This is a genomic window from Hymenobacter armeniacus, assembly GCF_014699055.1.
Taxonomy (GTDB): Bacteria; Bacteroidota; Bacteroidia; order Cytophagales; family Hymenobacteraceae; genus Hymenobacter; species Hymenobacter armeniacus.
The window spans coordinates 920,076-937,316 of the sequence record NZ_JACXAC010000001.1 but is presented as its reverse complement, the minus strand read 5'-3'; the positions used below and the strand labels follow the sequence as shown (position 1 = coordinate 937,316).

The following is a 17,241-nucleotide window of genomic DNA, read 5'->3' as shown; positions in this document are numbered from 1 at the left end:
CTTTTCATGTCCGCATTCTTCCTGCAGGTGGTTCCCACCGCTGCCGATACTGTTACTACCGCTGCGCCCATTGCCAGCACCAGCGTCCCGGTTATCGACCTGCTGCTGCGCGGCGGCTGGATTATGATTCCGCTGGTGGCGCTTTCCATCCTCTCGGTTTACATCATCATCGAGCGCTACTTCACCATTCGCCGCGCCGCCGGCGACCCCGACACCTTCATGAACGGCATCCGCTCGCTCATGGTGAAGGGCGACCTGGCCGGCGCCAAGCTGCTGTGCGCGCAAACCGCCTCGCCGCTGGCCCGCATGGTCGAAAAAGGCCTGCGCCGCATCGGCCTGCCGCTCAAGGAAATTGAAACCAGCGTGGAAAACGTGGGCAAGATTGAAATTGCGCGCCTCGAAAAGAACATCAGCATCCTGGGCATCATCGCCGGCATTGCGCCCATGATTGGCTTCGTGGGCACCATCATCGGGGTTATCAAAATTTTCTATTCCATCGCCGCCACCAAGGAGTTCGGCATTCCGCAGGTAGCCGACGGCCTGTACGTGAAGCTGGTGACCTCGGCCACGGGCCTCATCGTGGGCATCATCGCCCACGTGGGCTACCACTGGCTGAGCATACTGGTTGAGCGCATGGTGTTCCGGATGGAAAACTCGGCCATTGAGTTCATGGACATTCTCCAGGACAATTAATTGATTTGCTGATTCTTTAATGTGCTGATGTGCTGAAACTAACATTCAGTCTTCAGCACATTAGCATATCAATTCATTAGCACATCAACCAATGAACCTTTCCCGCCGCCACCGCCTTACCTCGCACGTCGAAACCGGGGCCATGAACGACATCATGTTTTTCCTGATGCTGTTCTTTCTGATTGCCTCCACGCTGGTAAACCCCAACGTCATCAAGCTGCTTCTGCCCAATGCCAAGTCGAGCAAGCAGGTGATGAAGCAGCCCATCACCATTTCGGTGGATGCGGCGGGCGTGTATTACGTGAACAAAAAGCCGGTGAATCCCACTGCGGTGGAATCGGAGCTGGTGGCCCTGGTGGGCTCGGCGCCCACCCAGGAGCAGCCCACGGTGGTGCTGCGCGTGGATAATTCGTTGAACGTTCAGAAGCTGGTTGACATTCTGGAGATTGGCAACCGGCTCAAGCTGAAAATGGTGATGGCCACCCAGGCCCAGCAAGCAGCCGGCAAGTAAGCCGTCATCCGAACGATTAGCGTATCATTCCCATGGCTATTGATTATCAAGAACCGCACCGGCGCGAAGGCCTGATTGGCACCCTGGTTGTGCACGGGGTGCTGCTGCTGTTGTTTATTTTCATGGTGTTCCAGGGCCCCAACCCCCCGCTGCAGCCGCTGGGTGGCGGCGATGGCGTGGAACTGAACTACGGCCTCGACCCTGCGGGCTCCGGCGACGTGCAAAGCATGGCCACGGCCAACAACTCGCCGAACCGCGAAGACAGCCGCCCGCCCGTGGCCAGCCCCGACCCGCAGCCGCGCCCCGCCGCCGCGGCCACGCCCGACCCCACGCCGCCCTCGCAGGAAAAAATCATCACCAGCGAAGCCGAGGAAAGCCCCGTTTCGGAAGCGCCCGTGGAAACCCCCGCCCCGCCCAAGGAAGAAGTGAAAGTGGCGCCCAAGCCCAAGCGGCAGGTGGCCGTGACGTTCTCGCCCAAGGGCAACGCCACCGGTGGCGGCAACGGCGTGAACGGCAGCAGCAACACGCCCACCGGCAACAACAACGGCGACCGTCCCGGCACCGTGGGCGACCAGGGCGACCCCAATGGTTCGCTAGATGCGAAGGCCCTGTACGGCGCCCCGGGTCGTGGGGGCAGTGGCAGCAGCCCCGGCAGCGGTGGGCTGGAAATGAGCGGCTGGGCCTTCGACAGCACGCCCCGGCCCGAATCGATTGACGATAACCCGGGCATGATTCGCTTTAAAATCAAAATTTCGGAAGATGGCGACGTAGAAAGCGTCACCAAGGTGTCCGGTAACGTGTCGCCAGCCCAGGAGCGTTTGGTGCGCGATGCGCTGCTGAATGCCACGTTCCGCCGTACCAATTCCGGCACCGAAGGAGCGACCGGCTTTATCACGTACCGCTTCAAGTAGAGCTTGCACCGAACAGCTTTGCGAGCCCCGTTGCCGATTTGGTGACGGGGCTTTTTATTGACAGGCTGCGAATGACTCGTAATTTTAGGCCTGCCATCACGCTATTATGACGTATTCTGAAACGCTGAACTACCTCTACGAGCAGCTGCCCATGTTTCAGCGGGTGGGGGCTGCTGGTATCAAAAAGGGACTGGGCAACACGCTGGTGTTGGCCGAGGCTCTGGGCAACCCGGAGCGCCGGTTTCGGAGCGTGCACGTGGCCGGCACCAACGGCAAGGGGAGTAGCTCGCACCTGCTGGCGGCGGTGCTGCAGGCGGCCGGCTATAAGGTGGGCTTGTACACTTCGCCGCACTTGCGCGAGTTCACGGAGCGCATTCGGGTAAACGGCCAAGAGTTGGAACCGGAATATTTGGTGGAGTGGGTGGCCAAGTGGCGGCCGCTGTTTGAGCAGGTGCAGCCTTCGTTTTTTGAGATGTGCGTGGCGCTGGCCTTTGCCTATTTTGCCGAGCAGCGCGTTGACATTGCCATCATCGAAGTAGGCCTGGGCGGGCGGCTGGATTCCACCAACATCATCACCCCGCTGGTTTCGCTCATCACCAACATCAGTTTCGACCACCAAGCCTTGCTGGGCAATACGCTGCCGGAGATTGCGGCCGAAAAAGCGGGCATTATTAAGCAGGGCGTGCCCGTGGTCATCAGCCAAACGCAGCCCGAGGTAGCGGCGGTGTTTGAACGGGAAGCCGCGGCCAAACTCGCGCACTTGGTGGTGGCTGACCAGATTTACCAGGCCACCTTCGCCGGCGAGCCCGCGCCGGAAACCGGCCTGCGCCCCCTCCACGTGACCCAGCACGGCCGGCCCTACCTGCCCAACGCCGAATTGGGGCTGCCCGGCGACTACCAGCAGTACAACGTGCCCGGCGTGCTGGCCACCCTCGATGAGCTGCGGGCCCTGGGCTTTCGCATCACGGAGGCGGCCGTGCGCACCGGCCTGCGCCAAGTGACGCAGCTCACCGGCCTGCGGGGCCGCTGGAGCATCATCGGCCAGCGGCCGCTGGTGGTGTGCGACACGGGCCACAACCCGGCCGGGCTGCGCATGGTGATGGCTCAGCTGCAACGCGTGCCGCACCGGGCGCTGCACCTCGTCATTGGCACCGTAAACGACAAGGACGTGGCCGGCATGCTGGCCCTGCTGCCGCCGGAGGCCACCTATTACTTTTGTGCCGCCAGCATTCCGCGGGCGCTGCCGGCAGCCGAGCTGCGGCAACAAGCTGCGGCGCTGGGCCTGAATGGCGACACCTACGGGTCGGTGCGGGAGGCCGTGGCCGCGGCGCGCCGGGCCGCTCAGCCCGACGACGTGGTGTTCATCGGCGGAAGCACCTTTGTGGTGGCGGAAGTGGAGGAGCTGTACGCTGCCTGATTTTATTGTTTACCTGTTAATTTCTACGATTTGCCTCGCGTTAAACTGCAGCGTTTCAACGACAACGCCACCCGTCCGGATATTATTGAGCCCGGAAAGCCGGAATACGAGCAGCTGGGCGGGCGATGGCGCACCGATTTCTTTCGGGCCCCGCACCCGCTCACGCTCGAAGTGGGCTGTGGCAAGGGCGAGTACACGGTGGGCCTGGCGCAGCGCTACCCCGAGCGCAATTTTCTGGGGCTCGACATCAAAGGGGAGCGCATCTGGCGGGGCAGCACCCGCGCCACCGAAATGGGCCTGACCAACGTGGGTTTTGTGCGGATGCGCGCCGAGGCACTGGCGGCCCAGTTTGGCGCCGGCGAGCTGGCCGAAATCTGGATTACGTTTCCGGACCCGCGCCCGCGCGACCGCGACATCAAGCGCCGCCTCACCTCGCCGCGCTTCCTCGACCTCTACCAGCAGCTGTTGGCGCCCAATGGCCTGCTGCACCTCAAAACCGACAACGAGGGCTTGTTTGAATACACGCTGGAAACCCTGGCGGCCCGGCCGGGTGCGCGCGTGGAGCGTTTCACCCGCGACCTGTATGCCGAGACCGGTGCGGAATTTATCGAAGCCCAGGCCATTCAAACCAACTTCGAGGGCAAGTACCGGGCCGTGGGCGTGCCCATCAAGTACGTGCAGTTCCGGCTGAGCTAGTCCTGCTCCAGGGCCTCGAACACGGCTTCCAGCTGGTCAAAATCGCGCAGGCCCGGCTTCACTTCGTCGCCGGACGGGAAGCTGAGGCCGGCCAGCGGAAGCTGAGTGGCCAGCTCGTGGGCGAGGTCGGGGTTCAGGCCCGGGCCCAGCCACAGGGAGCGCTGCTGCGCGATTGCGTGCAGGGCAGCGGTGTCTGTGGCTGTTGTTTCAGCACTCAACTCCATTACCCAGCCAACGGGAACCGACGAGAATTCGGTGGCGTGTTGCATTGCCTCAGCCGCCAGCTCCACGTACACGGGCGGGGCGATTTCGGCCAGCTCGGCTTCGGGGCGCGGGCGGCGGAGCAGCACGGCGTCGAGGGCGCACTCTGCGGCCACGGCGTTGATTTCGGCTGCGCTGAGCTGGTCAAATTCCCCAATCAGCTCCACGCCGGCCACCCAGCCGGCCAGCTCTTTCACGGTGCGGGTGTCGAGGGCGCCGGGCAGGGCGGGGTCGAGCACGAAGGTGAGCTTGTCGGCGCCCATGCCGGCGCAGTAGCGGGCATCGGAGAGGTTGTTGATGCCGCGAATGAGGAGGGGAACGAGGTGGGGCAAGGGAAACAGCGAAGTGGGTTCGGAACCAGATGGGCGGCCGAAGCGGGTGAGGGGAAGCCAAACGAGTAGCCTGTCGCAAAAGTAGGGGCGGGGCCGCGCTCTGGCGCGCCAGGGGAGTGCCGGGCGGCTGTATCTTCGCCACCATGAACTCAACTCGCCGCGCCCCGCTGCTGGCCCCGTCCTTTCTGGCCGCCGATTTGGCCAACCTGCAAGCCGAAACCGAGCGGCTGGCCTCCAGCGCCGCCGACTGGCTGCACTTCGACGTGATGGACGGCCGCTTCGTGCCCAACATCTCCTTTGGCCTGCCCGTGCTGCAGGCCGTGGCCCGCTACGCCAAGCAGCCGCTCGACGTGCACCTGATGATAGAAGAGCCCCAGCACTACCTGGCGGCGTTTCGCGACGCCGGCGCGGCCGGCATCACCGTGCATTACGAGGCCTGCCCGCACCTGCACCGCGTGGTGCAGCAAATCAAGCAGCTGGGCTGCCGCGCCGGCGTGGCCCTGAACCCCCACACGCCGGTGGCGCTGCTGGAAGACATTGCCGCCGACCTCGACGTGGTGCTGGTGATGTCGGTGAACCCCGGCTTTGGTGGCCAAGCCTTCATTCCGAATACCCTGAAAAAGGTGGCCATGCTGAAGGAATTGCTGGTCGACTGCGGTTCGGAAGCCCTGATTGAAGTGGATGGCGGCGTAAGCATCGCCAACGCCGGCCCGCTGGTAGAAGCCGGAGCCGACGTACTGGTGGCCGGCAATTTTGTGTTCAGCGCCCACGAAGGCCCAGTGGCGGCCCTGGCCAACTTGCGCGAGCATTTGAATGGCCTGGTGCTGTCGGACGAGGCCGAAGGCGGGCGTCGCCAACAATAGCGCGTCTTGCCGTGCGTTTCAACTCCATAGCTTCCCATTTCTATCCCGCCGTTCATTCATGAGGGAATTTCGACGCGCCTTGTGGGCCCAGGCTTCGGCTTGTGGGGTGATGGTGGTACTGGTGGCTGGCCCCACGGCGCAGGCGCAAACGCCCGCGGCCTTGCCCGCCCAAACTCCCGCTACCACCGCCGTGACGCTGACTGGCACCTTGCGCGACGCCAGCGGCCAGCCGCTGGAGCTGGCAGCGGTGGGAGTGGAGGGCCTGCCGGGCGGCGCCAACACCACGTCGGAGGGCAATTTCACGCTGACCGTGCGCGTGCGCGAGGGTGGGCAGAATACTTTTTTGGTGGTGCGGCGCCTGGGCTATCTGCCCCTGCGCATCCCCCTGCGCCTGCCGGCCGACGCCGCCAAGCCCTTCGCGCTGACCATGCGGCTCGACACCAAAGCGCTGAGCGCCGTGAAGGTGACCGCGCGCTCGGAGCAGGCCGACACCCGCGAGCAGGTCAGCATTACGCACATCGACCCGCGCCAAGCTAAAGACATTCCCTCGGCATTCGGCGATTTCAACGCTATTCTGAAAACGCTGCCGGGCGTGGTTTCCAACAGCGAGCTGAGCAGCACCTACAGCGTGCGCGGCGGCAACTACGACGAAAACCTGGTGTACGTCAACGGCTTTGAGATTTACCGGCCGTTTCTGGTGACCTCGGCCCAGCAGGAGGGCCTGAGCTTCATCAACCCCGACCTGGTGAAGCAGGTGGAGTTCAGCAGCGGCGGCTGGCAGCCCAAGTACGGCGACAAGCTGGCCTCGGTGCTGAGCGTGGAGTACAAAACGCCCGAGAAGTTTGCCGCCTCGCTCACCGCCAGCCTGGTGGGCGGCGCGGCCCACGCCGAGGCGCGCTCCGCCAACGGCCGCGTGAGCTATCTGGCGGGTGTGCGCTACAAAAACGCGCAGTACGTGCTGCGGTCGCTCAAGCAGTCGCAGGGCGGCTACAACCCCACGTTCTACGACGCGCAGGCGCTGGTTACCATCGGCCTGGGCAATAAGGATGACATGCAGCGCACCTCGCTGGGCCTGTTGGGGGTGGTGGCGCACAACGACTACCGCTTCTCGCCCGAAACCGGGGAGGCTACGTTCTCTACCGGCCCCAACCAGCTCACGCGCGTTTTCATCGCCTACGATGGCCGCGAGCGCATGCAGTTCGACACCTACCAAAGCGGGCTCAACCTGAAGCACGATTTTTCCTCGCGGCTGCAGATGGAGCTGCTGGGCTCGGCGTTGGTTTCGCGCGAGTCGGAGCTGCGCGACGTGGAAGCCGCGTACACGTTTGCCGCCATCAACCGCGACCCGAAGTCGCTGGAATTCAACCAGGCCGTGCGGCAGCGCGACATTGGCTCGCAGTTCAAGCACTCGCGCAACTTTCTCGACGCGCAGATTTTTACCGCCGAAACGCGGGGGCGCTGGACTGCGGCGCCCAGCCACACGGTGCGCTGGGGCGCCAAAATCGGCCGCGAAAAAATCAGCGACACCCTGGACGAGTACAGCTTCGCCGACTCGGCCGACTACGTGCCCGATGCGCGCCGCCTGCGCCTGCGCTCCGACCTGAGCCTGCTCAGCACCCGCTCGCAGGGCTTCGTGCAGGACACCTGGAGCCTCGACACGCTGCGCACGCTCACCTACGGCGCCCGCGTGCACTACTGGACCACCAACGGCCAGCTGGTGGTGAGCCCGCGGGTGCAGTACTCGCAAATCAGCCGCCTGCACCCCAACCGCTCGTTCAAAGCCGCCGTGGGCGTGTACTACCAGCCGCCGTTCTACCGCGAGCTGCGCGACCAGACCACCATTGCCCAGGGCGTGCAGCAAGCCTACCTCAACCCCGAGCTGCGGGCCCAGAAATCCTACCACTTCATCGTGGGCAAGGAAATTTCCTTCCAGCAGTTTGGACGGCCGTTTAAGTTCACCGGGGAGGCCTACTACAAGTACCTCACCGACGTGGTGCCCTACGACATCGACAACGTGCGGCTGCGCTACTTCGCCAAAAACAACGCCCGCGCCTACGCCGCCGGCTTCGACGCTCGCCTGAGCGGAGAGTTTGTGCGGGGCGCCGAGTCGTGGTTTAGCCTCGGCGTGCTCACCACCCGCGAAAACGTGGCCGGCGACTCGGCCAACGTGGTGGATGCCGACGGCAAGAAAGTGGGCCGGGAGGCCAAGGGATTCATCCGCCGCCCCCAGGACCAGCGCCTGAACCTGGGCGTCTTTTTCCAGGACCATTTGCCCAACAACCCCTCGGTGCGCGGCTACGTGAACCTGGTACTGGGCACGGGCCTGCCGTTCAGCCCGCCCAACCAGCCCGATTTGCGCGGCACCGATGCCCTCACCACCATTTACCGCCGCGTCGATTTGGGCTTCTCCAAAGTGGTAAGCCTGAAAAACACCAACGCCCCCAAAGCGCATTTCTACGATTTCGAAAGCCTCTGGCTGGGGCTGGAAATCCTCAACGTGTTTGCGGCCAACAACGTGGCCGGCTACAATTATTTGCAGGACGTGAACGGCGTGACGTATTCGGTGCCAAGCTACCTCTCGCAGCGCCTGGTGAACCTGCGCGTCGTGGCGCGTTTTTAGCAGCCGGCCCGCTCGCGAGGTAACGCGTTATGTACTTATCAGCATTTCAGGCTTAACTGTATGGAGTTGGATACTCTGTGTGGCTAATGTTTGCCAGTTTGGCAAATGTGCTTACCTTTGCGGCCACAATGAACGCCACCAACGCCCCTTCCTTTATTTCTTCGTTCGCCGCCGCTGCGGCTGGCGCAGCGGTTGGGGTACACGGCCATCACCACCATCTGTGGGGGGCCGGGCTGTGCGCCGGGTGCTAGCCTAGCACCGGCCGCCCGTGCCTCCGCCACCGCGCACCGGGGCGAGCAAGCGCCGGGCTTTTTCTTCATTTTTCGGGAGGTTCTGCATCCAAACCGGTTGTGCCGGAGTAAGAACCACGACGTGCCCCCTGCCGGCACTGCCCGCCCCCTTCCTTCATGCTACGTTTAGCCATTCAAAAGTCCGGTCGCCTGAGCGAGGATTCCCTTGCGCTCATCCGCGAATGCGGCATCAGCTTCATCAGCAGCTCGTATAAACTCAAGACCGAAGCCACCAATTTCCCGCTCGAAATCCTGTTCCTGCGCGACGACGACATTCCCGGCTACGTGCAGGACGGCGTGGCCGACCTCGGCATTGTGGGGCAGAATGTGCTGGTCGAAGCCGGTTTCCCCGACCTCGAGGTCGAAGCCCTGGGCTTTAGCAAGTGCCGCCTGAGCTTGGCCGTGCCCCGCGCCGACGCTTACGCCTCGGTGGCCGCGCTGCAGGGCAAGAACATTGCCACCTCGTACCCCAACATTCTGGGCCGCTACCTGGCCGGGCAAGGGGTGCAGGCCAACTTGCACACCATCAGCGGCTCGGTGGAAATCGCGCCCAGCATCGGCCTGGCCGAGGCCATCTGCGACATTGTGAGCAGCGGCTCTACCTTGCTCGGCAACGGCCTGCGCGAAGTCGAAACCGTGTTTCGGTCCGAGGCGGTGCTCATCGCGCAGCCCAACCTCAGCCCGGAGCAAACGGACCTGCTGGAGCAATTGCGCTTCCGCATGCAGGCCGTGCGCCGCGCCAAGCGCAGCAAGTACATCCTGTTGAATGCGCCCCTGAGCGCCCTGGACGAAGTGCGGCGTCTGCTGCCGGGCATCAAGTCGCCCACCGTGACGCCGCTGGCCGAGCCCGGGTGGGTGTCGGTGCAGTCGGTGGTGCAGGAAGACGAGTTCTGGCACATCACCAGTCAGCTGAAGGCCGTTGGGGCCGAAGGCATCCTGGTGCTGCCCATCGAAAAAATGATTGCCTAGCCGCCATGCAAGTCTATTCCTATCCCGACCCCGGCACCTGGGCCGCCCTGCTGCAGCGCCCGGCCGCTGCCGAAGCTCCGCAGGTGGCCGCGCGAGTACGCGCTATTTTTGCCCGCGTGCAAGCCGAAGGCGACGCCGCGCTGCTAGCCCTGGCAAGCGAGCTTGACAACGCCGCGCTGAGCAGTCTGCTGGTGTCACCGGCCGAGTTTTCGGCCGCAGCGGCGGCAGTGCCAGCCGAGCTGCAGGCCGCCATCCGCCAAGCGAAAGCCAACATTGAAGCCTTCCACGCCGCCCAGCGTGAGCCCGAGCTGCGCGTAGAAACCATGCCCGGGGTGAGCTGCGCGCGGCGCGCGGTACCCGTGCAGCGGGTGGGCCTGTACGTGCCCGGCGGCAGCGCGCCGCTGTTTAGCACGCTGCTGATGCTGGGCGTGCCGGCTCGGCTGGCGGGTTGCACCGAAATCGTGGTGTGCACGCCGCCTCAGCCCGACGGCACCGTCAGCCCGGTTATTCTTTACGTGGCGCAGCTGCTCGGCATCCGCACCGTAGTGAAAGCGGGTGGTGCCCAGGCCGTGGCCGCCATGGCCCTTGGCACCGCTGCCGTGCCCGCGGTGGACAAGATTTTCGGGCCGGGCAACCGCTACGTCACGGCAGCCAAGCAGCTGGCCGCCGCTGAGCACGGCGTGGCCATCGACATGCCGGCCGGTCCGTCGGAGGTGTTGGTGATTGCCGATGGTCATGCCAACCCGGTGTTCGTGGCGGCCGATTTGTTGTCGCAGGCCGAGCACGGGCCCGATTCACAAGTGGTGCTGCTGAGCAGCCGCGCCGAAGTCATTGTGCGCGTGCAGGCCGAAGTAGAGCGCCAGCTGGCCACCTTGCCCCGGCGCGACGTGGCGGCCCAGGCCCTGGCCAACAGCCGCGCCGTGCTGCTGCCCGACGACCAGGCCATGCTGGCATTCTCTAATCAATACGCGCCCGAGCACCTCATCCTGTCCACCGACAACGCCGACGCGCTGGCCAACCAGGTCACCAATGCCGGTTCGGTGTTTTTGGGTCACCTCACGCCCGAAGCGGTGGGCGATTACGCCTCCGGCACCAACCACACGCTGCCCACCAGCGGCTATGCCCGCCAGTACAGCGGCGTGTCGCTCGATTCTTTCGTTAAAAAAATTACGTTTCAGCGGCTCTCGGCTGCGGGATTGCAGGCGCTGGGTCCGGTGGTGGAAACCATGGCCGAAGCCGAAGGACTGGCCGCCCACGCCCGCGCCGTTTCGCTGCGCTTGGCTGCCCTCGCTACGAATGCCTCCGCCGAGGCAGCGTCCGTCGGCACTAACCCCTATGCCGGTTTGATTCGGCCCAATGTGGAGCGCATGCAGCCGTACTCTTCGGCCCGCGACGAATTTGAGGGCATGGCGCCCGTGATGCTGGACGCCAACGAAAACAGCCTGGGCTCGGTGGGCCCCGACGAGTTCAACCGCTACCCCGACCCGCACCAGCGCGCCATCAAGGCCGATTTAGCTCGTTTGAAGGGCGTGAAGCCGGACAATATCTTCCTGGGCAATGGTTCCGACGAGGCCATCGACCTGCTGGTGCGCCTCACCTGCACGCCGGGCCAGGACGCCATTGTGGTGTGTCCGCCCACCTACGGCATGTACGAAGTGGCGGCCAACCTCAACGACGTGCGCGTGGAGCGCCTGCCCCTGACGCCCGACTTCCAGATGCCAGATTCGGCGTTTGATACGCTGGCTCGCTCGAAGGCAAAAATGGTCTTCCTGTGTTCGCCGAACAATCCTACCGGCAACCTGCTGCTTCAGGACGCCCTGGAGCGCATCCTGCGGACATTCCCCGGTCTGGTCATCGTCGATGAGGCCTACGCAGATTTTGCGGCGGGGCCGAGCTGGACCACGCGTTTGGCCGAATTCCCCCGGCTGGTGGTGCTGCAGACTTTCTCTAAAGCGTGGGGCCTCGCCGGCCTGCGGTTGGGCGTAGCTTATGCCGCGCCCGAGCTGATAGCCTACCTCAACAAAATCAAGCCGCCCTACAACATTTCGGCCGCTACCCAGCAGCACGCGCTGGCCGCCCTGGCCGCCGCGCCCCGGCTGGAAGCCATGCAGGCCGAATTGCTGAAGGAGCGAGCCTATCTGGCCGAACAGCTGCCTCGCTTGTCGATGGTAGAGCACGTTTTTCCATCGGACGCCAACTTTCTCCTGGTTCGCTTCACTTCCGACGCCACGGCCATTTATGACCAGCTGCGCGCCCGCGGCATTGTGGTGCGCAACCGCACCACCCAGCCCGGCTGCGCCAATTGCCTGCGCCTCACCGTGGGAACTGCCAGCGAAAATGCCCGGCTCCTGCAAGCCCTGGTCGAAATAGAAGCCGGCCAACCGGCCACCATGGCCGTGCACTAGCGCCGGCGCAGCCAAGTTTACCTCCCATACTGATATTCTTACCCTAGTGAAAAAGGCCCTGTTTATTGACCGCGACGGCACCATTCTGATTGAGCCGCAACCCAGCCAGCAGGTCGACAGCCTCGAAAAATTTGCCTTCCTTCCCGGCTGCATCAGCGCCCTGGCGCGCATTGCGCGCGAACTGCCCGAGTACGAGCTTGTGCTCGTGACCAACCAGGACGGCCTCGGCACCGACAGCTTCCCGGAAGAAACGTTCTGGCCGCCGCACCGGCTGATGCAGGAAATTCTGGCCGGCGAGGGCATCCATTTTGCTGCCGAGCACGTCGACCGCAGCTTTCCGCACCAGGGCCTGCCCACCCGCAAGCCCGGCACCGCCATGCTGACGCAATACCTCGACCCCGCAAATGGTTACGACCTGGCCAATTCCTTCGTCATCGGCGACCGCCTCACGGATGTGGAACTCGCGGCCAACCTCGGGAGCCAGGCCATTCTGTTGTCCGAAACGCCCGATGCGCGGGCTGCGCTCACCACCACCAGTTGGGAAGCCATATACCATTTCCTGCGGTACCCCGCGCGCATTGCCGTCATTGAGCGGAACACCAACGAAACTCATATTTCAGTAAAGCTTAATTTGGACGGCAGCGGCCAGACCAGCATCAAAACCGGCCTCGGTTTTTTCGACCATATGCTGGAACAGCTGGGTCGGCACAGTGGCGTGGATATGTCCATTAGTGTAAAGGGGGATTTACACATCGATGAACATCATACCGTAGAAGACACTGCCCTGGCATTAGGTACCGCCTTCTCGCAGGCCCTGGGCGACAAGCGCGGCCTAGCCCGCTACGGCTTCCTGTTGCCCATGGACGAAGCCCTGGCCCAGGCCGCCATCGACTTCTCCGGTCGTCCGTGGCTGGTGTGGGAAGCTGAATTTCGGCGGGAGCGGGTAGGGGACCTGCCCACCGAACTGTTCTTTCACTTCTTTAAGTCGTTCACCGATAACGCGCGTGCCACCCTCAACATCTCCTGCCAGGGCGACAATGAGCACCACAAGATTGAAGCCATCTTCAAGGCCGTTGCCAAGGCCATCAAGATGGCTTTGCAACGCGACGAATCCGTGAGCATTCCAAGCACCAAAGGCATCTTGTAGGTATTACACAAATGTGATGATGTAGTTATTTGTCCAAATGGTGCTAATATATAGTTATGGAAATTGCGGTAGTTGATTACAAGGGTGGCAACGTGCAATCGGTGCTGTTTGCGCTGGAGCGACTAGGGGCCGTGCCCACACTTACCTGCGACCCCGAAGTACTGAATAAAGCCGATAAGGTGCTTTTCCCGGGCGAAGGGGAGGCTGCTTCGGCCATGGCGGCCCTGCGGGAAGCCGGTCTCGACCAGGTATTGCCCAGCTTGCGACAACCCTTTTTGGGCATTTGTCTGGGTATGCAACTGCTGGGGCAGCACAGCGAAGAAAACGACACCACGCTGTTGGGCCTGTTGCCGTTTCACGTGCGGCGGTTCGTGCCCGATGCGCAGCACAAAGTACCGCACATGGGCTGGAACAACCTGCAGGCACTGCAAAGCCCGCTTTTTGCTGGGCTCACCGAGCAGGACCACGTGTACTTCGTGCACAGCTACTACGCGCCGGTGGGCGAGTACACCATTGCGCAGGCCGCTCACCCCGCGCCGTTCAGCGCAGCCGTGCAGCACGCTAATTTCTATGGGGTGCAGTTCCACACCGAGAAAAGCGGCGCCGTTGGCACCCGCATTTTGTCTAATTTTTTGGAGCTCTAGCTCCGTTGCCTTCTTCGCACTGCCTTGGAAATTATCCCCGCCATCGATTTACTGAACGGCCGCTGCGTGCGCCTCAGCGCCGGTGACTTTGCGCACCAGACCACCTACGACGCCGACCCGGTGACCATGGCGCAGCGTTTTGCCGATGCCGGCCTGCGCCGCCTGCACTTGGTAGACCTGGACGGTGCCCGCGCGGGCCAACCCGTTAATCTGGCCGTACTGGAAGCCATTGCCCGCGCCACCAGCCTCGACATTGATGCCGGCGGGGGCATTCAGACCACCGAGGCCCTGACGCAGGTGCTGGCGGCCGGAGCCGCGCACGTCACGGCAGGGAGTTTGGCCGTGCGTGAGCCGGCCACGGTGAGCGCCTGGCTTCGTCATTACGGCGCCGATACCATCTTTTTGGGGGCCGATTTCAAGGACCAGCACATTATGATAAACGCGTGGGCCGACAAGGCCACGCTTACGCTCTCCGAATTTATTGCCGGCTATTTAGAGGCTGGTGGCCACACCTTCATCTGCACCGACGTAAGCAAGGACGGCTTACTCCAGGGGCCTTCGTTGCAACGCTACCAGGGGCTGTTGCAGGAATTCCCGCAGGCCCGTTTCATCGCCAGCGGCGGCGTGACCACGGTCGCGGATGTGGAGCAGTTGGCCGAGGCGGGCATGCACGGTGCCATTATTGGCAAAGCCCTGTACGAAGGCACCATTGCCTTGGCTGATTTGCGCCGCTTTTTGTAACCACCAGCGCGGCGCAATCCGGCTGGCTACTCATTAAGAATACCCCCATGATAAAAAAGCGCCTGATTCCTTGCCTCGACGTGCGCGACGGCCGCACCGTGAAGGGCATCCAGTTTGAGGGCCTGCGCGACGCCGGCGACCCCGTCGCCCTGGCCGCACGCTATGCCCGCGAGGGAGCCGACGAACTGGTCTTCCTCGACATTACGGCCACCAACCAGCGGCGGCAGCCCCTGACTGAGCTGGTGCGGGAGGTGGCGCGGGTGCTGGATATTCCTTTTACCGTGGGTGGCGGCATCAGCAGCGTGGCCGACGTGGAAGCCCTGCTGCTGAGCGGCGCCGACAAGGTTTCTATTAATTCGGCAGCGCTTGCGCGCCCGGCATTTGTGTCGGAACTGGCGCGCCGGTTTGGCTCGCAGTGCGTGGTGGTGGCGGTTGATGCCCGATTCGTCGACCATCAGTGGCAGGTGATGACCCGCGCCGGGACCACCGCCACCGGCTGGGAAGCCGTGGCCTGGTGCCGGGAGGCCGCCAATTTGGGTGCCGGGGAGCTGCTGTTGACCTCGATGAGCCACGACGGCACCAAAGCCGGATTTGCCTTGGATATTACCCGTGCCGTGAGCGATGCCGTGCCCGTACCCGTGATTGCGTCTGGCGGCGCAGGGCAGGCCAGCGACTTCACGGCAGTGTTCCAAAGCGGTGGAGCTGACGCCGCGCTGGCAGCCAGCATTTTTCACTTCAATGAGACGTCGTTGCCATCGCTGAAAAGTTATCTGCACCAGGCTGGCATTCCCGTGCGATTGTAACGGCAAACCAGTAGCAGTGTCTTTTTTGCTTTCATCCCTATGCACAAATCTGTAAACATGGAAACCCACTTGCCAGCGCCCGTCTCTTTGCGTTTCGACTCTGCAACGGGCTTGGCTCCCGCCGTGATTCAAGATGCAGACACCGGTCAGGTCCTCATGTTGGGCTACCTGAACGAAGAAGCGTGGGCACGTACGCAGGCCGATGGGCGGGTAACCTTCTTTTCCCGTTCCAAAAACCGACTTTGGACCAAGGGCGAAACCAGCGGAAACTTCCTCACCGTTGTCAGCAGTCATATCGACTGCGACGCCGACACGGTGCTGATTCGAGTAATTCCCGCTGGGCCAACTTGCCACCGCGGCACAACGAGTTGTTTTGAGCAGCCACAGCAACTGCAGGCTCCTGCAGCGTCCATCGGATTCCTCGTGGAGTTGGAGCGGTTGGTGAGCGAGCGGAAGCATTTTCCGGAACGCACCCCGGATTCGTACACGGTGCAGCTTTTCCAGAAAGGCATAGCCAAAATTGCCCAGAAAGTAGGAGAGGAGGCCGTTGAAACCGTCATTGATGCAGTAGCCGGTAACCACGAAGGGCTCAAAGGCGAAGTAGCCGACCTGTTGTATCACCTGGTGGTGTTGCTGGTTGGCACGGGCGTGTCTTTCAGCGAGGTGCTTGAGGTTTTGCAGCAACGTCATCGCACCCCCAGCACCCGCCATCTGACGGGAAAGTAAGTTGCCAAATGCCAACAGTAAAGAAGGCAGCAGCCAGACCGTCAGTTAAACGATGGTCCGGCTGCTGCCCTTTTATTTATGCGTTGCGAAGTTGACGGCGAATTTTTTCCAGCAAGGCGATGGCAATAGTTACGTCTTCTTCCTCCACTATTGAAAGTAGTGTATTAACCCCAGGGCCGCTCACTTGCAACTGATACTCAGTGGTGCCAATGGCGTTTGGAGTGAAAACAGGCGTTTTCGGCATGGCCATGTGGGGCGCGACATCTTCCGTTGGTCCGGCTGTTGTTGCGGGGCGGTCGCTATCTGTCGAGTTCGTAGTGCCGTTTTCGGGCAACGTTGGTAACAAGCCAAATAAGCTGGCGATGGCATCGCTATGGTGCGTGTTTTGTTCAGTGGCTGCAGCGCTTAGAGTTGAGTTCAATGTGCCTTCCTGTTGAAAAGGCAGTGTTAGGATGGAACTATCTTCCGTTGCGTGCGGCCTTTTGGCGATGCCGTTTGATTGCTCTTCTTCAGTGCGATTTGTTGAACGAAATGAATTTGGAGCTGGGGCTGGATTCGACAGTGTCCGACGCGGTGGCTGTTGGGCTGCCAGAGCATCAATGTCCGCTACCATATTGTGTTCGTCTAGAAGGCCTACCATGCGGCATCCTTCCACAAACGCTTTGGCTACCCCTTGTGCGTTAATTTCTTCTACACCGAATTCCCGGATAAGCATCACGTCAAGCATTTGTACCGGGAGTTCACGAGAGCGGAATTTTCGGCACAGTTGCGTGAACAGTGGGGGTGTGAGGAATGCTTCACGATGAAAGAGGAGTTCCTCTTTTTTGTCGTATGCATGTTTTATGCGCTTAAATAGCGTTGTGGTGCTTAGCAATTCCCGCTTGCTTGTCATGAGCCCAAACTTCACGGCCGAGCCAATGATGGCTTTAAATGAACCGCTCACCTTGCGGTTGAGCTTCTTCGCTGCAGTTTCTATGGCACATTTGCCTCCGGTGTCGTCTACGACTTCTGCTAGTTCCCATGCGCCAGCATAAGAGGTTCTGGGGTAGTCTATAAGTTTTGGCATTCGAGGTTGTTTTAATGCTTGTTACTGATGATGAGATATAAAGGATTCAAAGTATAAAAAAGTTTAAAATGGACAGTGTTATATACTATTTATTGCTAACGAGTGTGATTTGTCGTACTTTATTTTAGCAGGACTGGTGGTCCTAA

At 62.0% G+C, this 17,241-nt stretch carries 16 protein-coding genes; 14 read left to right on the top strand and 2 right to left on the bottom strand.

The genetic code is table 11. The features are described 5' to 3' along the window. The first annotated feature begins 6 nt into the window (after window positions 1-6). The 5 genes from IC234_RS04125 (at window position 7) to trmB (ending at window position 4,228) form a co-directional block, all read left to right on the top strand. Window positions 7-693, top strand: a complete 687-nt coding sequence (locus IC234_RS04125; protein ID WP_190922548.1) for a MotA/TolQ/ExbB proton channel family protein — start codon at window positions 7-9, stop codon at window positions 691-693. A gap of 91 nt (window positions 694-784) precedes the next feature. Beyond that, the gene (locus IC234_RS04120) at window positions 785-1,204 is read left to right on the top strand and encodes an ExbD/TolR family protein (RefSeq protein ID WP_190922547.1); all 420 of its coding nucleotides are present in this window, start codon (window positions 785-787) and stop codon (window positions 1,202-1,204) included. Window positions 1,205-1,236: 32 nt separating this feature from the next. Continuing rightward, entirely contained in the window at window positions 1,237-2,115 is an 879-nt protein-coding gene (locus IC234_RS04115) for a hypothetical protein (protein WP_190922546.1), read from the top strand. 106 nt (window positions 2,116-2,221) lie between these two features. Then, complete coding sequence (locus tag IC234_RS04110) at window positions 2,222-3,532, top strand: bifunctional folylpolyglutamate synthase/dihydrofolate synthase (protein WP_190922545.1); 1,311 nt, start codon at window positions 2,222-2,224, stop codon at window positions 3,530-3,532. A gap of 30 nt (window positions 3,533-3,562) precedes the next feature. Then, window positions 3,563-4,228, top strand: a complete 666-nt coding sequence (gene trmB / locus IC234_RS04105; RefSeq protein WP_190922544.1) for a tRNA (guanosine(46)-N7)-methyltransferase TrmB — start codon at window positions 3,563-3,565, stop codon at window positions 4,226-4,228. Here the strand turns inward: trmB and IC234_RS04100 are convergent. Then, the gene (locus IC234_RS04100; protein WP_190922543.1) at window positions 4,225-4,821 is read right to left on the bottom strand and encodes a hypothetical protein; all 597 of its coding nucleotides are present in this window, start codon (window positions 4,819-4,821) and stop codon (window positions 4,225-4,227) included. The two genes, trmB and IC234_RS04100, sit on opposite strands and share 4 nt — an antisense overlap. Before the next feature lie 143 nt (window positions 4,822-4,964). Here IC234_RS04100 and rpe point away from each other — a divergent pair, with 143 nt between their 5' ends. The 9 genes from rpe (at window position 4,965) to hisIE (ending at window position 16,029) form a co-directional block, all read left to right on the top strand. Further along, the gene (gene rpe, locus IC234_RS04095) at window positions 4,965-5,684 is read left to right on the top strand and encodes a ribulose-phosphate 3-epimerase (protein WP_190922542.1); all 720 of its coding nucleotides are present in this window, start codon (window positions 4,965-4,967) and stop codon (window positions 5,682-5,684) included. A gap of 58 nt (window positions 5,685-5,742) precedes the next feature. Then, complete coding sequence (locus IC234_RS04090) at window positions 5,743-8,304, top strand: TonB-dependent receptor (protein ID WP_190922541.1); 2,562 nt, start codon at window positions 5,743-5,745, stop codon at window positions 8,302-8,304. 407 nt (window positions 8,305-8,711) lie between these two features. Next, window positions 8,712-9,563 (top strand): ATP phosphoribosyltransferase, encoded by an 852-nt coding sequence (gene hisG, locus IC234_RS04085; protein WP_190922540.1) that lies wholly within the window; start codon window positions 8,712-8,714, stop codon window positions 9,561-9,563. Window positions 9,564-9,568: 5 nt separating this feature from the next. Then, entirely contained in the window at window positions 9,569-11,968 is a 2,400-nt protein-coding gene (gene hisD, locus IC234_RS22135; protein ID WP_317173322.1) for a histidinol dehydrogenase, read from the top strand. A 46-nt stretch (window positions 11,969-12,014) separates the two neighbouring features. Next, on the top strand, window positions 12,015-13,115 hold the full coding sequence (gene hisB / locus IC234_RS04075) for a bifunctional histidinol-phosphatase/imidazoleglycerol-phosphate dehydratase HisB (RefSeq protein ID WP_190922539.1): 1,101 nt from the start codon (window positions 12,015-12,017) through the stop codon (window positions 13,113-13,115). Window positions 13,116-13,171: 56 nt separating this feature from the next. Next, window positions 13,172-13,759 (top strand): imidazole glycerol phosphate synthase subunit HisH, encoded by a 588-nt coding sequence (gene hisH / locus IC234_RS04070; protein ID WP_190922538.1) that lies wholly within the window; start codon window positions 13,172-13,174, stop codon window positions 13,757-13,759. Window positions 13,760-13,783: 24 nt separating this feature from the next. Then, entirely contained in the window at window positions 13,784-14,500 is a 717-nt protein-coding gene (hisA, locus tag IC234_RS04065) for a 1-(5-phosphoribosyl)-5-[(5-phosphoribosylamino)methylideneamino]imidazole-4-carboxamide isomerase (RefSeq protein ID WP_190922537.1), read from the top strand. Window positions 14,501-14,547: 47 nt separating this feature from the next. Beyond that, window positions 14,548-15,303, top strand: coding sequence for an imidazole glycerol phosphate synthase subunit HisF (gene hisF / locus IC234_RS04060; protein ID WP_190922536.1), 756 nt, complete (start codon window positions 14,548-14,550; stop codon window positions 15,301-15,303). A gap of 39 nt (window positions 15,304-15,342) precedes the next feature. Further along, window positions 15,343-16,029 (top strand): bifunctional phosphoribosyl-AMP cyclohydrolase/phosphoribosyl-ATP diphosphatase HisIE, encoded by a 687-nt coding sequence (gene hisIE / locus IC234_RS04055; RefSeq protein WP_394354866.1) that lies wholly within the window; start codon window positions 15,343-15,345, stop codon window positions 16,027-16,029. 76 nt (window positions 16,030-16,105) lie between these two features. On the opposite strand, the gene IC234_RS04050 is transcribed toward hisIE, so the two are convergent. Beyond that, window positions 16,106-17,095 carry a hypothetical protein gene (locus IC234_RS04050; protein WP_190922535.1) on the bottom strand — a complete coding sequence of 330 codons (990 nt, stop codon included), beginning with the start codon at window positions 17,093-17,095 and terminating at the stop codon, window positions 16,106-16,108. Window positions 17,096-17,241: the final 146 nt, after the last annotated feature.